The 17105-nt window shown below is 56.6% G+C and carries 13 protein-coding genes; 8 read left to right on the top strand and 5 right to left on the bottom strand.

Annotated features, from left to right (window positions below):
• Positions 1-14: 14 nt before the first annotated feature.
• The 7 genes from G516_RS0107125 (at position 15) to G516_RS0107155 (ending at position 8416) form a co-directional block, all read left to right on the top strand.
• Entirely contained in the window at positions 15-749 is a 735-nt protein-coding gene (locus G516_RS0107125) for a DUF4124 domain-containing protein (protein WP_028293059.1), read from the top strand.
• Positions 750-839: 90 nt separating this feature from the next.
• Positions 840-1019 carry a hypothetical protein gene (locus tag G516_RS24640; protein ID WP_156878979.1) on the top strand — a complete coding sequence of 60 codons (180 nt, stop codon included), beginning with the start codon at positions 840-842 and terminating at the stop codon, positions 1017-1019.
• Between the two features lie 21 nt (positions 1020-1040).
• Positions 1041-2189 carry an efflux RND transporter periplasmic adaptor subunit gene (locus G516_RS0107135; protein WP_028293060.1) on the top strand — a complete coding sequence of 383 codons (1149 nt, stop codon included), beginning with the start codon at positions 1041-1043 and terminating at the stop codon, positions 2187-2189.
• Between the two features lie 14 nt (positions 2190-2203).
• Positions 2204-5314 carry an efflux RND transporter permease subunit gene (locus G516_RS0107140; protein ID WP_028293061.1) on the top strand — a complete coding sequence of 1037 codons (3111 nt, stop codon included), beginning with the start codon at positions 2204-2206 and terminating at the stop codon, positions 5312-5314.
• A gap of 190 nt (positions 5315-5504) precedes the next feature.
• Positions 5505-6011: a TIGR03546 family protein gene (locus G516_RS0107145; protein ID WP_028293062.1), complete on the top strand. Its 507-nt coding sequence runs from the start codon at positions 5505-5507 to the stop codon at positions 6009-6011.
• Between the two features lie 6 nt (positions 6012-6017).
• Positions 6018-7820 carry a TIGR03545 family protein gene (locus G516_RS0107150; protein WP_028293063.1) on the top strand — a complete coding sequence of 601 codons (1803 nt, stop codon included), beginning with the start codon at positions 6018-6020 and terminating at the stop codon, positions 7818-7820.
• Positions 7820-8416, top strand: a complete 597-nt coding sequence (locus G516_RS0107155) for an AraC family transcriptional regulator (RefSeq protein ID WP_028293064.1) — start codon at positions 7820-7822, stop codon at positions 8414-8416. Before G516_RS0107150 ends, G516_RS0107155 begins: the two co-directional genes overlap by 1 nt.
• 8 nt (positions 8417-8424) lie before the next feature.
• On the opposite strand, the gene G516_RS0107160 is transcribed toward G516_RS0107155, so the two are convergent.
• The 5 genes from G516_RS0107160 to G516_RS0107180 all read right to left on the bottom strand — a co-directional run bounded on the left by G516_RS0107160 (position 8425) and on the right by G516_RS0107180 (position 16375).
• On the bottom strand, positions 8425-9462 hold the full coding sequence (locus G516_RS0107160) for a DUF2971 domain-containing protein (RefSeq protein ID WP_028293065.1): 1038 nt from the start codon (positions 9460-9462) through the stop codon (positions 8425-8427).
• Positions 9463-9488: 26 nt separating this feature from the next.
• The gene (locus G516_RS0107165) at positions 9489-11021 is read right to left on the bottom strand and encodes a protein adenylyltransferase SelO (protein WP_051219039.1); all 1533 of its coding nucleotides are present in this window, start codon (positions 11019-11021) and stop codon (positions 9489-9491) included.
• 122 nt (positions 11022-11143) lie between these two features.
• Complete coding sequence (locus tag G516_RS0107170) at positions 11144-14011, bottom strand: insulinase family protein (protein WP_169449508.1); 2868 nt, start codon at positions 14009-14011, stop codon at positions 11144-11146.
• A 148-nt stretch (positions 14012-14159) separates the two neighbouring features.
• The gene (locus G516_RS0107175; RefSeq protein WP_028293068.1) at positions 14160-14417 is read right to left on the bottom strand and encodes a hypothetical protein; all 258 of its coding nucleotides are present in this window, start codon (positions 14415-14417) and stop codon (positions 14160-14162) included.
• A gap of 122 nt (positions 14418-14539) precedes the next feature.
• Positions 14540-16375, bottom strand: a complete 1836-nt coding sequence (locus G516_RS0107180; protein ID WP_156878980.1) for a hypothetical protein — start codon at positions 16373-16375, stop codon at positions 14540-14542.
• A 147-nt stretch (positions 16376-16522) separates the two neighbouring features.
• Between G516_RS0107180 and G516_RS24310 the strand changes: the two genes are divergently transcribed.
• Positions 16523-17080 carry a helix-turn-helix domain-containing protein gene (locus G516_RS24310; RefSeq protein ID WP_211225077.1) on the top strand — a complete coding sequence of 186 codons (558 nt, stop codon included), beginning with the start codon at positions 16523-16525 and terminating at the stop codon, positions 17078-17080.
• The last annotated feature ends 25 nt before the right edge of the window (positions 17081-17105 follow it).

Raw genomic sequence — 17105 nt, forward strand, 5'->3', positions numbered from 1 at the left:
GGACGGAGGAAACCATGGATGGTGCTCTGACTTTTATAAACGATCACGGCTCGGCTGACGGTGCTGTTTTTTATGACCAGCAAGGCTACAAGCAGCAAGGTTATGAACCGCAAAGCGCACGGAAGTACTCGCATAACAGGTCGCAGAGCAAGGTACACAAAACAGGCGGCTTGCTGAGCTGTGGGCGGCGCTTCTGTTATCCGGTGTTGTTATGGTTGTTGGCACCGGTGGTGTTTGGCGAGATTTACCAGTGGCGGGATGCCGAGGGGAATCTTCACTTTTCGGATCGCCCGCCAGCGGCGTTGGCTGGTTCTTCTTCTACTCCTGCTCCTACTTCTTCTGTTTCTGCCTCTTCTGTTTCTGCTTCCACTAACTCTACTGCCTCGAACTCTGACTCTTCTGAGAATCTGGATCAAACCGACAATGGCAGGGTGAAAGACGCCAGGGTTCAAACCGTGCAATTGACGCCAATGTCCTTCTACGAGGTGCCTTCGGCCCACAAGCAGCCGTTGCCGCTTCGCTACAGCACCGACGAAGCCATCGAGCAACGGCGTCAGGCCAATCGACAAAAAGCCACCGCACGGATAGCCGCCAAGGCCCAGCGAGACAAACAGCAGCAACGTTGTCAGGCCCTGCGTAGCCGCTATCGCAAGGCCAGCCAGTCGTTGGCGGGCAGCATCGATTCGGCGCTACGGGCAAGGGATCGCAAGAACCAGCTTCGTAAGCAAATCGATGCAACATGCAAGTGAACTGATCGATCCACTTATGGAACGGGGAAGGTGGTATTTTCTCAGTTATGCCAACAATTCATTCCGCTGGTGCGACCTAGTTTTCACTGCATGGCTGCACCAGAATTGCTCCCCAATAAAAGAAATATGAATGAATCTGCGTACGGTTTCGGCGGTGCGCGGGTTCATGGCACATCAACTGCCATGTCGGAACTGCGTAAGTCGGCTTCTGCCTGGCTGTTGTTGGTGCCCCTGAATTTAATTTATCAGCTGCGTTCAGCAGCGATTTAACGTCTTGTGAAAGAGGAAGGTATGGCGAATAAGCTCGCAGGTTCGGGTTACCTCAAACTCCCGCTTTTGGCTGCTCTGGTTGTGGCGCTGAGCGCCTGTCAGGAAGAGCAGGCACAACAGGCTGCTGCTGCCCCGCAGATGCCGCCTGCTGCTGTGGATGTGGTGGAGGTCACGCCGCAGTCCTATCAGGTTACCGAAACCCTGTCAGGCCGAGTGTCGGCTTACCGGGTGGCTGAGATTCGTCCGCAGGTCAGCGGCATCATTCTCAAGCGTTATTTCGAGGAAGGCACCCGGGTGAAAGCGGGCGACAAGCTGTACCAGATTGATCCGACCCTGTATCAGGCCAACCTGGAAAGCGCCAAAGCCAATCTGGCGGTTGCCGAAGCCAATGCCTACAGCGCTCGTTTGCGTGCCGACCGTTACGCCGAACTGTCGAAGAAATCGGCCATCAGCCGTCAGGACGTAGACGACTCTGCAGCACAGGCCAAGCAGGCCGAAGCGCAGATCAAGGCTGCTCGCGCGGCGGTACAAACGGCGCAGGTCAACCTGGGTTACACCGAAATCACCGCGCCAATTTCCGGCGTGATCTCTCGCTCCAATATTACCGAAGGTGCGCTGGTATCGGCCCAACAGGCCACGCCACTGACTGTGATCCGTCAGGTATCACCGGTATATGTCGACGTGCAGGCTCCGGCCATCAAGGTCATGGGCATGAAGAAAGACGATGTCTCGCCTGACGTAACGCTGGAGCTGCAAGACGGCAGCAAGTTTGACGAAACCGGCACCATTCAGTTTGCCGATGTGGGCGTCGACGAAGGCACCGGTACCGTCAACGTCCGTAGCCTGTTTGCCAATCAGGACGGCCTGCTGCTGCCGGGTATGTTTGTCCGTGCTCGTATTGCCAGCGACCAGATCGATGACGCCATTCTGATTCCACAAAAAGCCGTGACCCGTAACCCGGATGGTAGCACCACGGTATTGGTCGTAGATGACACCGACACCGTGCAACTGCGTCCGGTGGTCGTGACCCGTGCGGTTGATAACCAGTGGGTAGTGACGTCTGGCCTCAGTGAAGGTCAGCGGGTGATTGTTGCAGGCCTGCAAAAGGTTCAGCCAGGTGCCAAGGCAGCACCTAATACGGTTGCTGCCCACAGCGAAGCCCAGCACTAAGGAGTCGCGTTTCAATGGCCAAGTTTTTTATTGATCGACCCATTTTTGCGTGGGTCATCGCCATCATGATCATGGTGGCGGGCGGTCTGAGTCTGCTGAGCCTGCCGGTGCAGCAGTATCCGACCATTGCGCCGCCCAGCGTGCAAATTCAGGCGACTTACCCGGGTGCATCGGCGCAAACACTGCAAGACAGTGTGACCCAGGTTATCGAGCAGAACATGACGGGTCTGGATGGCATGTTGTACATGTCGTCGAACAGCTCCAGTTCTGGTCGCGCCAGCATCACGGTGACCTTTGCTGCGGGCACCGACCCGGACATTGCCCAGGTGCAGGTTCAGAATAAACTGGCGCAGGCGGAAGCCTTGTTGCCAGAAGAAGTGCAGCGTCAGGGTATCTCGGTCAGCAAGGGCCGTGATGGCTTCCTGATGGTGATTGGTCTGGTTTCCGGCGACGGCTCGCTGTCCAAAGGCGACCTGGCCGACTTTGGTATCAGTCAGCTGAAAGAGCCGCTGTCGCGGGTTCCGGGTGTGGGTAACATCACGGTGTTTGGTGCTCAGTACGCCATGCGCATCTGGTTGCAGCCTGAAAAACTGGCAGCTTATAACCTCACGCCACTGGAAGTCAGTCAGGCGGTATCCGAGCAGAACACCCAGTTCCCGGCTGGTGAGCTGGGCGGTCTGCCAGCGATTTCTGGCCAGCAGATGAACGCGACGATTATGGCGCAAACTCGGATGTCGAACGTTGATGAGTTCGAGAACATCCTGCTGACGGTAAACCCGGACGGCTCCCAGGTGCGTCTGAAGGACGTTGCCCGTATTGAGCTGGGCGCTGAAAGCTACGCCATCGACAGTAAGTACAACGGCAAACCGGCTACCGGTCTGGGCATTCAGCTGGCATCCGGTGCCAACGCGCTGGATACCTCGGAAGCGGTGCGCAAGCGTCTGGATGAACTGAAGAGCTTCTTCCCGTCGGGCGTTGAGATTGTTTACCCGTACGACACCACGCCGTTTGTTGAAATCTCCATTGCCGAAGTAGAGCACACCCTGATCGAAGCCATTGTGTTGGTGTTCCTGGTGATGTTCCTGTTCCTTGGCAAATTCCGCGCGACCCTGATTCCGACCCTGGCCGTGCCTGTGGTACTGCTGGGTACCTTCGGCATCATGGCCTCGTTTGGTTATTCCATTAACACCCTGACCATGTTCGGTCTGGTGCTGGCCATTGGTCTGCTGGTGGATGACGCCATCGTGGTGGTGGAAAACGTTGAGCGGGTAATGGAAGAAGAAGGCTTGCCGCCGAAAGAAGCGACCAAGCGTTCGATGGAACAAATCACCAGCGCCCTGATTGGTATTGCGTTGGTGCTGTCGGCGGTATTTGTACCGATGGCCTTTATGTCTGGCTCGACCGGTGCCATTTACCGTCAGTTCTCGTTGACCATTGTGTCGGCGATGGCGCTGTCGGTACTGGTGGCTCTGACCCTGACGCCAGCGCTGTGTGCCACCTTGCTGCGTCCGCACAAGGATGATCATGGCGACAAGGGCCTGTTTGGCCTGTTCAACCGTCTGTTCGGCAAAGCCACTGACAAGTATCAGGGCGGCGTTAGTCGTACCCTGCGTGCGCCCATCCGTATGGTGCTGGTGTACGCCGGTTTGCTGGCGATTCTGGCGGTGGTGTATGTGCGTCTGCCAGCGTCGTTCCTGCCGGAAGAAGATCAGGGTGTATTCCTGAACCTGGTGATGCTGCCAGCGGGATCAACCATGGAGCAGAACCACGAGGTGATGGATCGGGTAACCGATTACTTCCTCAGTGATCCGGCGGTTGAATCCGTGTTCACCGTGTCCGGCTTCAGTTTTGCCGGTCAGGGCCAGAACCAGGCGATGGCGTTTGTGAAGCTGAAGCACTGGGACGAGCGGGGGCCGCAGGACGCGGTTGGCGCTGTGATTGGTCGGGCTTGGGGTGCACTCAGCCAGATCAAGGAAGCGGTGATCTACCCGATCAACCTGCCACCAATTGTGTCGCTGGGTACCGCCACCGGTTTCGACATGATGCTGCAGGACCGTGCCAACATCGGCCACGACAAGCTGATTCAGGCGCGTAACATGATGCTGGGCATGGCGGCACAAGACCCTCGTCTGGTGCGGGTGCGTCCAAACGGCATGGAAGACGTACCGCTGTTCCGTCTCGACATCGACTACGAAAAAGTGAAGTCACTGGGCCTGGATATCGCCACCGTAAACAGCACCATCAGCACCGCCTGGGGTTCTGCCTACGTTAACGACTTCATCGACCGTGGTCGGGTGAAGAAGGTGTACATTCAGGCGGACTCTCCAGCGCGGATGCTGCCGGAAGACTTCAACAAATGGTATGTGCGTAACAATCAGGGCGAAATGGTGCCGTTCAGCTCCTTTGCCACGACTCACTGGGATTACGGCTCGCCGCGTCTGGAGCGTTACAACGGCGTCCCATCCGTGAACATTCAGGGTGAAGCTGCGCCGGGTCTGAGTACCGGTGATGCCATGGCCGCGATGGAAGAAATTGTTGCCAAGCTGCCGCCGGGTGTGGGCATTGAGTGGACTGGTATGTCCTATCAGGAACGTATGGCTGGCTCGCAAGCGCCGCTGCTGTATGCGCTGTCGTTGCTGGTGGTCTTCCTCTGTCTGGCCGCCCTGTACGAGAGCTGGTCGGTACCGTTTGCGGTCATTCTGGTGGTACCGCTGGGTATTCTGGGCGCACTGCTGGCGACCTACGGTCGTGGTCTGGCCAACGACGTGTACTTCCAGGTGGGTCTGTTGACGACGATTGGTTTGTCGGCCAAGAACGCCATCCTGATCGTTGAATTTGCCAAGGCCGAGTACGAAGCCGGCAAGAGTCTGGTTGATGCTGCGGTGGAAGCTGCGCGACTGCGTTTGCGTCCGATCATCATGACCTCCATGGCCTTTATGCTGGGCGTACTGCCACTGGCTCTGAGCTCCGGTGCTGGCGCTGGCAGCCGTCATGCCATTGGTACGGGTGTGATCGGCGGTATGCTGAGTGCAACCTTCCTGGCCATTTTCTTCGTACCAGTGTTCTATCTGCTGGTGATGAAGCTGGCGCACCTGATCTCAGGTGACAAGCGTCAGACCAACTGACCCATTCAGGCTGAACTCATTCGAATTCAGCCGCTCCCATGAATGAGTACCGATACGCCGGGCGGTGGATTTATCCACCGCCCGGTTTTATATTGGCGTCCATTCAGCTCTTGTTTGCAGCCGCTGCTCAGCGGCCAGTGCAAACGTCCGATGCGCCCAACGAAACAGCCATAGTTCAAGGACCCAACCTATGCTCAGCTCGCTGGCCAAGTTACTCAACGCCCTTAATTCCGAAGTCGCCCCCTGGCAAATTGCGCTGGCCCTGTGCTTTGCCTTGCCGGTTGCCCTGACGCCTTTCTGGGGCTTGCACAACCTGCTGATCTTGCTGGTGGTGCTGCTGGTGCGCTGCAACATCAGCGCGTTTCTGTTTGGTCTGGCGGTGTTTTCGCTATTGGCGATGCTGATTGATCCGGTATCGGTGCGACTGGGCGAATCGCTGCTGAGCAACCCCGGGTTGCAGGACTTCTGGACGGGTCTGTACCAGAACGATTTCTGGCGTCTGATGGGCTTTAACCACACCCTGACACTGGGTGGATTTGTGATTGCAGCGATGGCGTTTGCGCCCCTGTTTGTGTTGTTGCGGGTGCTGATTCTGCAATACCGCGTCAAGGTCATGGCGTGGGTAAACAAGCTGAAAATTGTGCAGGCCCTGAAAGCCAGCAAGTTTTACAACATCTATCAGTCGCTGGCGGGGTAAGGGATTATGTTCAAGTGGATTCGCTGGTCTGGACTGATTGGCTTTGTGGTTGTTGTGGGGCTGCTGGCCGCCTTTCTGATATTTGCCGCCGGGCCACTGGCACGAATGGCCATCGAAAGCGTCGGCAGCTCCGTTGCCGGGGCCAAGGTGGAAGTCGACGATGTCGATTTCACCCTGTCGCCAGTGGGTTTTGAACTGGGTCGATTGACCGTCGCCAACTCCGATAAACCGATGGAAAACCTGCTCGAATTTGAATCGGCAGCGGCCACGGTGGATCTGGCGCCGTTGTTGATGGGCAAGGGCATCATCCGTGATCTCAGCATCAATGGCCTGCAGTTCAGCACCGCCCGCACCGAATCCGGTGCGCTGGCCTCAGACAGCGGCAACGATCAGCAAGATGCTGCTGACGACGCCACGGAAGAGAACTCACTGGCCGACCAACTGAGCGGTAACCTGCCATCGGCAGAAGAGATTCTGGCCCGTGAGAACCTCTATACCCAGGCCGCTGGCGAAGCCTTCAAGGAAACCTTCGACCGTCGCCAGCAGCAACTGGATGACGCGCTGGCCGCGGTGCCGGATCAGCAACGTCTGGATGAGTACCAGCAGCAGGTGAAGGCGATTACGTCTGGCAAAATCACCTCGCTGGAAGACTTCAATCAGCGCAAACAGCAGTTGCAGGCCCTGCGCGACCAGTTCAAGGCCGACAAGAAAGCCGTCAATACCGCCAAGGATTTGATTGGCGAAACCCGCGTGGAAGTCACCGGCCGTTTGCAGGATCTCAAGGATGCACCGGCCAAGGACATTGCCAGCATCAAGGACAAATACCAGCTCAACGCCACAGGTGCGGCGAATCTGTCCGGTCTGCTGTTTGGCGACGAAGCCGGTGAATGGGCAACCCAGGCGCTGTTCTGGTACGAAAAGATCAAACCTTATCTGGCTTCCGGTAGCGATGAGGCGGAAGAAGAGGAATACCTGCGCCCTGACGGCCGTTATGTGCATTTCCCGACCGACGACCCATGGCCTGAATTCCTGATTCGCCATACCGCCATGAGCGCCTCAACCAGCGCCGGTGATCTGGCCATTACCGGCACCGACCTGACCCATCAGCAACGGGTGTTGGGCCGTCCGGCACGCATTGATATTGATGGACAGGGTCTGCGCACCGTCGATGCCCTGAACGCCAACATCACCCTTGACCACACCCGCTCACCGAGCCGCGATACCATGACTCTGGATGCCACCGGCTGGCAGCTCGACAGCGTTAATCTGGGATTGGGCGATACCCAGCTGGAGCGCGCCAGTGCCGATATGCAAGGCATGGCACAAGTGGTGACCAACAGTGACGGTGACCAGCTGACAGCACGACTGGAAGGCCAGTTTGGCAACACCGAATTCAGCAGCACAGGCAACACCACCTTTGCCAAAGAGCTGACGGCAGCGCTGCAAACCATTAACAGCTTTGATATTGATGCCCGCGCCAACGGCGCACTGCAAAGCCCATCGATTGAATTCGGCTCCAACCTCGACAGCCAACTCAGCAGTGCCTTCAACCAGCGCCTGAAAGCCCAGCAAGACAAGCTGGAAGCGCGTCTGCAAGGCAAACTGGACGACAAGATCAATGAGTTTGCAGGCCCTTACGCCGATCAGCTCAAGGCGCTGAACAACGACGATCAGAAGCTGACCGACAAGCTGGCGCAGCTGGAAGACATGGGCCGTGCCGAACTGGACAACTACGTTGACCAGCAAAAGCAGCAAGCCAAGGAAAAAGCCGCCGAAAAAGCCAAAGACAAACTCAAGAGCCTGTTTTAATGACTGAGCGTGACCACACATACACACACGCCTCCAACGGCACCCGCACCCCACAGGTGACACAGTCCATCGATTGGCTCGACAGCGACCGCTTGTGGGCGCCGGACATTGTGGACATCGTCGAACTGCCGTCCTTCACTATGGTGGTGAAGGACCATCGCGGCCCAATTGAACTGCTGCCGGCGACGATTCAGGAGTTTGTTGCCCAACGTCAGGCCTGGCACCTGCACCCGAGCATCAGCCGTACCTTTAATCTGAATTATCGCCGCACACCGGACGCCGAAGGCAACTGGCACATTGGTGTTGCCATGGAAGTGCCGAATGAACTGAAAGCAGAAATCACTGCGGTGAAAATGCCCGAAGGCTTCCGCTTACACCTGTTCGGTTCCGGCGAATACGCCCGTATCCGCGTGCAGGGCGGAGAAGCCGGTTTGATGTTTGCGGCCAAGTGGCTGATAGAACAATGGCTGCCGCATTCTCGCTACGACATGGCCGAAGGCATCACGCTGTTTGAACGGGTGCAGTTTCCACCGCTGGTCGAACCGACCGAAGCGCTGGTGGACATTCTGGTGCCGGTTGAATTGGCGCTTATTTAGATAGCCTTCTAGCTAATAGGCTCTATCTCTATGTCGCCAAATACATTGTGCTTTGCTTTGGCAAAGGATAAATGTGCCAGTTTGGGATTCGTTTGTGCTACCTGCACTATCTTTTCTATGGTGCTGTCAGTTGTGGCATAGCCGAATATCAGCCTTTGAAAAGCTTCAAACGGAATCTTTTTAAGGTATGTTTCTCGGTAGGTTAGCCCTAGGTTTTTAATGATTTCACGTTTGTCGAAATTAAAAGAAACTACATGCTCATTACCGCAAGATTTGTCTGCTTCGGAAAGGGGGATGACAACTCTTGCCTCATCTTCGATACTCCACGACTCCTTCTTTGAATATAAAAGTCGATCGGACAGATCAGCCATATCTACCCCTGACTTGGGGAATTCATTCCAAAGCATTAAAGCATCGGTGGGGTGTTCAGCACTGGAGAGTTTAACATGCACCCCGTTTAATCTGATTTGCCCTTTGTAATATGTTAAAGATGCTCTGTCTTGCGGTTGGTAGCTTATGTCTTTGGGTTTGTAGTGTTGGAAGAAAGCATGCGAGTCATCAAATTCTATCGCTATTCCTTGCCCTTCATTGGCATAGTGCACCCACATATGTTCGTTTGTAGATGACTTTGCCAGGCTAAATACACCCAGAGAAAGGCTGGAAAACTGTGTGATTACATCATTCAGCTGTGCAACAAGGTTTTCGAATGTATGTCTGTCATATTCAGTCATATTCGAAAAGCCATACTGAGACTGAACTAGATGGGGTAAAGAATCCCCAAATCTCTCGCCGTGAGGCTTTAGAAATAAACTCTTTAGTTCGCTCTTTGATGGTTCATAGCCGAATTGACGTTGAAATTTTCGCTCTTCTTTCCTTGCCCAGTCATAGTCTACTTCCGAGAACTCATTGAAATACGGGAGGATTTTAGACTCGCTTCCCTTATCGTTGAGAAATATAGGCTGCGTTATTCGGAATAGCCCATCCTCTAAAAAAGAGATTCTGGGAAAAGATGTTTCACGTATGAGGCCAAAATATTTCGTCAGCATTGTATCTTCCTTGATGGTAATGCAATTTACGAAGAGCAACTCAGCATGGTCAGTTGTTTGCTATCCGGTGCCCAGCGCAGCTCGTCAGCGATGCCGTGATGCTGCTCAAACGGGTTTTGCAGCACTTGCAGCCAGTCCTGCACCGGTTGGAAGTTGCCTTTTTCAGCCTCGCTGATCAGTTGGTCGGTAACCCGGGTGCGCAGAATGTACACCGGGTTGACCGCCAGCATGGCTGCCTGGCGTTTGGCCGCGTTGCGGCTTTCCAGTGTAAGTCGGGCTTCGTAGTCTTTCAGCCAGCTGTCGAGCCAGAGGCTTTGGCTCGGTTCGCCGAGCTGGTCACGGAAGGCTTGCAGGGCCGCACGGTCAATAACCGGTTGGCCATCCTGTTCGCTCTGACCTTCAGCTAACGCTCGGTAGAGCGGGTTGAAATCGACTTCGTTCATGTTCAGCAGTGCGCGCCAGCGGCGCAGCAGTTCACTGTCCCCTTCGTCTTCAAACGCCAGTCCCAGCCGTTCGCGCATACGCTTCAGATACGCCTGTTGGTAATAGTCCGGGAAGTTCTCCAGTTCGGCTTTTAGGTCTTCCACGTCGATGATGGGTGTCAGCGCTTGTGCCAGCGCCGACAGGTTCCAGTGCATTACGTCCGGTTGTTTGTCGAAGGCGTAGCGGCCTTCGCGGTCGGTGTGGTTGTACACCGCGTTTTCTTTCCAGCGGTCGATAAAGGCAAACGGGCCGTGGTCGAAGGTTTCGCCCAGAATCGACATGTTGTCGGTGTTCATAACGCCATGCAAAAAGCCGTAGGCAATCCAGCCCGCTACGGTATGGGCGCTGGCCTGGCTGATGGCCTTGAACATGGCCAGATACGGTTTTTCTGCGTCGCGGCACTGTGGGTACCAGCGCTCCAGACAGTAGTCGGCCAGCACTTTCAAATCGTCGTGCTGGCGGCTGTAGTACAGGTGTTCGAAGTGGCCAAAGCGTACATGGCTGCGGCTAACGCGGATAATGGTTGCACCGGGCTCCAATCGTTCCCGCACCACCTGCTGGCTGTTCACGCACAGGGCCAGTGCCCGTGTAGACGGGATGTTCAGGTAAGTAAGTGCTTCCCCAATCAGGTATTCCCGCAGGCTGGATCGCAACACCGCTCGGCCATCCCCCATCCGTGAGTAGGGAGTTTGGCCTGCGCCTTTCAGGTGCAGGTCCCACAGTTGTTCACTGCCATCGGCTTGCGGTACGGCCAGTTCTCCCAGCAGCAGTCCGCGGCCATCACCCAGTTGCGGGTTGTACACACCAAACTGGTGGCCGGCGTATTTCATCGCCAGCGGTGCCGCCTGCTCGGGCAGTTCGTGTCCGCCCATCAGCGATGCCAGCAAGTCCGGTTGCAGTGAGCAGGGGTCAATGCCCAGTTGCTCTGCCACCTTGACGTTGGCGCTCACTAACCGTGGGTCTGGCAGTGGCGTGGGTTCCATGCGGGTGTACAAGTGGCCTGGCAGCTGGGCAAAGTGCGATTGCAATTGCAGGGTCGGCAAGCTGGTCCAGCAGGAGGCGGAGTGGTTGCTCATGGGATGGGTAACCTCAGACAGGCGCTGACGGATGGCAGCGGACGATGGGGTATGGCGTGTGTGACGGGCGCGGTGGTGACACCGGCCCGTCGGGTTTAGCAGTGGCTTTTTACCGTAGCTTTTTACAGCGGTACGTCGAACTGTGGCTGCTGGGAGCGAATCACGTCGTCCAGTGGCTTCCAGTCGCTGACGGCTTCACCCTGGGTAAACATCAGCCACGGCACCTCGGCGTCCAGCACCATGCGTTGGAACAGCTGCTGAACCTCTTCCAGCGTCACCTTGCGCACTTCGGCGGCAATGGACTCGTTGGTGTCGAAGCTGTCACGGCCAACGCCAATATCACGCCAGAAGCGTTCGGCTTTTTCGGACATATTACGCGCCGGTTCCAGTAGTTTGCTGACCAGACCTTCCTGGAAGGTGGCGAATTCCTCGGGGCTCATGTCGGCGAGAGTTTGCTGGTACTGCTGCCAGAAGATTTCGCTGTGCTCCAGCAACTGGGTCGGCTGGGCGTCCGGAGACTGCACAATAAACAACAGGCCGGGTACGGTGCGCTGCGGGAAAACCGTGCCAAAGACGATGTAGCCTAACTGCTGTTCGGTTCGCATGTACTGGTAGTACGGCGAGCTGATCATCTGACCCAGCAAGGCAATGCGGGCGCGATTGTGGTCGCTGGTGTCCTGACCTTGCAGGTACAGCACCATGGCCTTGTCGGCATGGTCCATGTTGAGGTCTTTGGCGTATTTGCCTGCGGGGGCCCGAATGATGTCGTTGGCTGGCATCGCATCGGCATTGCCCGGGTAGGCGGTGTTGAGCTGGGCCGACAGTTGTTTGGCGGCGTCAGCGCTCATGCTGCCATGAATAAAGATGCGATTGGCGGTATCGCCCTTGAGCATGATGGCAAACGCTTCCACATCGGCGCGGCTGACCATGCCAACGGCTTCCAGCAGGTCGGCTTCGTTGAAGCTTGGGGTATGAATCCAGCGCTTCAGTTCGGCAATACCACGCTCATAAGGCTTGGCTTTAAGGGCGTTTTCCAGCCGGCGCTTGAGGGACGCCTGATAGCGCTGGAACTGGTCGTCCGTGAGGCTGACCTGTTGCATGGTGTCGACCACCCGATCGAGCAACTCGGGCAGTTTGTCCTGATAACCGGACAACACCAGTTGCAGGCCTTCAGTGGTGGCGCTGAGGCGGTAGCCAAGACCGGCCAGTGTCGCCGGGTAGCTGTAGGTATTCAGCGCTTCGTTGACCGCGCGAACGTACAGCTGGGCCGTGGCCATGGTGCGGGCGTCGGCCATGCGCTGGTTGCGCATTTCAATGTTGACGCGGGACTTTGGCTGCTTGAACTGCTTTTCCGGGTAATACCACAGTATCTGACCGGCTTCGTCGATCAGCTTGGCCGGGGTGGCTTGCTCTGGTTCGTCATTGAGATCGAATTGCTGTGGAATAAATGGGTTCGGCGCTGGCAATTGCAGGCGTTCCAGACCTTCGGTGTGGAGGTCGGCGGTGCTGTATTCCATCGGGCGGATACGCATTGGGGTGTTGTACCAGGGATCGGCCATCTCGGTGGTGATGTTCGGGGCGATCAGGGTACGCAGCACGTTGTTCATGTTGAGTGCGTCGAGGTATGGCTTGAGCGTGGCCGCATCCGCTGGTAGTGCCAGATAATCACCGTGAATGATCTGGGCAGCCGGGTAAACCTGCATGTTGCTGCTCAGGCGCACCGCGTAGTCCGATAGTGAGCCGTGCTCCATAAAGCGGAACGCCATTTCGTTAAGCTGCTGTTGCTCTTGCATCAGGTACTGCGGGAAAGGTGTTTGCTTGATGCGGTCGAAGTAGGTCTCGAGTATCTGGGTGATGTTATCCACATGCAGCAGACCGGCTTTGGTCAGGGCGATTTGAATCACCAGATTGGATTCGTAGCGGGTGCCCAGGCTGCGACCGGCGCTCAGGCCTTCGGCCCAGCCTTTTTCTTTCAGCAGTGCCAGAATGCTGCCTTCGCCTTCATGGCCAATCAGACTGGCCAGCAGTTGCAGCGGCTTGTGTTGGTACAGCGACAGGGTTTCCGGCATCGGGAAGGTGAACTGCAAACGGCGGATTTCTTTCACCGGTTCGATGTTCATGTCCATTGGCAGCTGGCCCGGCAGGAACAGCGGTGGGCGGCTGTCGGCGATCTGTACATCACGCTTGGGTACGGCGCTGAAGTGGCTGTTGGCCCATTGTTGCAGTTGCTCCAGCGGGTAGTTGCCCGCCATCACCAGCGTCATGCGGTCGGCGCTGTAGTGTTGTTGATAAAAGCTCAGCAGCTCGTCGCGGATTTTGCTGTCGGGGCGGTCGGCCAGGGTATCGAGGTTGCCAACCGAAAAGTGAGCGTACGGGTGATCCGGGTTATAAGCCTGTTTTTCGGCAGAATTGATGCGGCGAAAATCGTCTTTGATCTTGGCGGTGTACTCGGCGTTAACGGCGTTTTTTTCGCGGTCGACGTAGGCTGGATCAAAGGTGGGCGAGATAAAGAACGGCGCAAAGCGGTCAAGGGCACCGGCCATGGCGTCGTTGTCGATCGAAAAGAAATAGGTGGTTTGCTGGTGGGCGGTAAAGGCGTTGTGGCTGCCGCCATGGCGGCTTATAAAGGCCTGATATTCACCGGCATCCGGGTACGGCTCGGTGCCCAGAAACAGCATGTGTTCGAGAAAGTGCGCCAGTCCCTGACGGTCGTCCGGGTCATCACCACTGCCAACGCCAACGGTCATGGCGGCGGCGGCCTTGTCGGCTTCCGGGGTGGATACCAGCAACACCTGCAAGCCGTTTTCCAGCGTGGTGTACTGGTATTGGTAGTGGTCGGCAGGGCTGACAATCAGGCTGTTATCGTCGCTGTCGCGACAATTCCAAGGGGCGGCATCGTCGCAGCCCGGTTGCGAGGCGCTGGCCGCAGGTGATGAGCCGTTAGGCTCTTCTGGCGCGGTGTTTTCTGGCTCTGATTTGGGCTTCAACATGGAATATCCAATGGCTGCGAGTACGATAACAAGAAAGGTCCAGTAGCGCGGCGATAGCATTTCAGCTCCTGACAGGGTCGCGTGGTTCCGTTCACGGTGGGTGGTGTGTGGGCAAATCCGGCTGGGACTCGCCCGTGGCGGTCAGCGATTAGTGCGCTGTACCGCGAATTTCAGCAATGGCCTGGGCGTCGGCCAGGGTGCAGCTGTTGGGGTCGAGTTCGCAGATGCGGTTGAGACGCTCGCGGTTCTCTTCCAGTTCCGTAATCAGCAAGGCAAATTGGCCCTGAAACGCTTCATCGATGGCGCTGTACAGCTCTGCCACGGCATCATCGCTGCTGGCATTGGTGTTACGCAGGGTTTTCAGGCAGGCCAGGGCAATCTGGTGGTAGGCTTGGTCTTTGTTCACGTTCGGTCCTCCGGTTTAGCCCTTAATGATACATGAGTTGTTACGGCTTGAACTGTATCAATATTGCTATCGATTGCTATTGAGAGTGCCCGGCAAGGTTACCCGTCAGCTTTGCGGAGTTATCAATGACTGGCAAACCAGTGAATCTGTTGGGCGCCGATGGGGCGGGACAAGGCGTTGCCTTCCAGCCAGATCGAACTGCTCTGATGGGCGGTAGCCAGGGCTTCGGTGGATTCGATGCCGTGACAGTAGATGCGCTTGCCCTGTTCCAGCAAGGGTTGAAAGATACTGTAGTCGGCATCGCCACTGGCGCGCCAGCGATTGATTTCGTTGGCGGCAATGCTGATGCCGTCAATATCGCAGCGGGCCAGCTGTCGCAATACCGGCAAGGGCGCCCCCGGCAGGCCTGCCACTTCAATGATCAAACCGATGCCCTCAGGCAACATCAGCGACGTTCGCTCAAGCTGCGCCATGTCGGCCTGCCACGGCAGAATCAACTGCCAGAGTGGGCTCTGCCCTGTCTGTTGCCACTGGCTTATGCACTGTCGCATGGCCATCCAGACCGGGTTATTGATGCTGTCGAGACGCACGAAAATATTGGGCAGCTCCTGAATGTGTTGCTGCCAGGTGTGCTGCATGTTTTCCAGCCACAGGTGGCACACCTCCGGGTCTTGAATGTACTCCGGCAGCAGCTCCAGCCCACTGAGCCCCCCGAGCTTGTTAAACACTGGTCGTGCCCGGTAATCGTTGAAGGCCTGCTGGCTGCTGGTGACTGCCGGTTGTTCTGAGGTTTCTTGTGCTACCAGTGCCCGGCTGCGGCTGATGGGGCTGTCGAGCATCTCGCGCAAGGTATCCAGAGGGTCGCGCTGATGTTCTTCGTGCAACGGCAGGCAACGCATTTCGGGGGTCAGGGTAATGGCGTCACCGGCACTGATCAGCGGGCTTTGAAAGCGCTGTTTGATCGAGCGTTTGTGATCGTCCGGGCATTGCCTGTGGTCGGTGGCCATCAACGGCAGCACAAACAGGTGGTTGGCCAGCTGAAACAGGGGTTGGCGGTTGCCAATGCATTCCACCATGGCCTTGTAACAGGCAAAGCCGTTGTCGTCTTTTTGCAGTGGCTGTTCGTCAAACCGAACCACCTGCAAACAACTCATACCGGCAGAGCTGGCCAGAAAGCTGTCGAGCTGCTCGAATTGCTGATGCTGGTCTTTCATCGCCAACCAGTCGCTGTAATCGCGCCCGGGGTGATGGTCGGTGGCGGCCTCAAACACGCAGATGCAATAGTCGCGGCTGACCGAGCTGATGGCTGCCCACATGGCGCAAGGCTGGCCATTGTGGGCGTGCAGACTGAAATAGCCCAGCCAGGAATGGCCAGCTTCAACCTGGCGGGTCAATTCGGTTTCCAGCGCCACCGGCATCTGGCTGATCTGGTTGCTGAACAGGTTGCGGCCAACCAGATTGCTTTCGGTTTCGCCCAGCAATTCACAAATGGAGTCGTTGGCCAGTCGGATAACCCAGTTGCGATCGGTCAGCAGGGTGCACATATCCGGCTTGATGGAGGTCTTCAGCCGAATCAGCTTGTGCAGCAGTGACGCCTGACGGGCGCCTTCCTGAATGTCGCGCAAGAGGCTGTTGGGCAATACCGGGCTGACCACAAACTTGTGCAGCAGGCCTTCCTGGCGCGCAGCATGTACGTGTTGATAGTCGAGGTCATTGGCCATCAGCATGCGGTAGCTGGATGGACTGATGTCACGCAGGTGACTGGCGATCTGACGCCAGTTAGCCTTGCCGTTAATGGCGCCAAACACCACAACCTGAATTTTGTAGGTGCTGAATATCGACTCGGCTTCTTTCAGGTTGTGTGCAAGATGCACATCAACGTCCCGGGATATCAGCGCCTGATAGGCTGTGTGCAGTGAGGCCGTGCCATCGTTTATGAATAACACTTGTTGAGCCATGCCGGTTAAATCCTCCCTGGCCACCGGTTTCTGGTTCATATGTCATGCGTTGGGTACAGCACTTACACAGAGAATACTGTTTTGGACTTGCAAAGGCCAAAGGCTATCTATACTGAGTTTAAAGTATCAGACAGGCTGGGCGGTGTCGTGAGGGGAAAACAAGCTCTTACCACAGGCGAAGTTGCCAAATATTGTGGTGTTAATTTCAGAACAGTCATCCGTTGGATTGAGCGCGGTCATCTGGAAGCATACAAGTTGCCGGGACGCGGGGATAACCGCATTCCATTGCCGGGATTCATCAGTTTCCTGCAAAGCAACCATATGCCGGTTCCGGACGAGTTGCGCCAGCACGGCCGTACCCTGTTGATTCTGGCAGAGCCCGAAGATCTGGCCGCCGAGTTGGCCTCGACGGCGCGACGGGCAGGCTGGGAACCCATGGTGGCCAGTGATGCGATGCAGTTTGGTTATGTGTTCTCGGAACAACAGCCAACCGCGGTGGTGGTGTCCAGCGAAGAAATGGTCGCGGCTGTGAACCGGGTACGACGGGAATCCGAAAGTCAGGATATTCTGTGTATTGTGGCCGGTGGCGATATTCCGACCGGGGTCAGCACGGATGGCTGGTGTCGAATACAATGGCCGGTGGAGCAAAAACGCTTTGTCGGGCTACTGGATTTGAGCGAAAGTCACACCCAGCGCCCGGTATAAGGTACGCCAACCGGGCCTGTTGAGC

The organism is Oceanobacter kriegii DSM 6294 (assembly GCF_000422845.1).
GTDB lineage: Bacteria > Pseudomonadota > Gammaproteobacteria > Pseudomonadales > Oceanobacteraceae > Oceanobacter > Oceanobacter kriegii.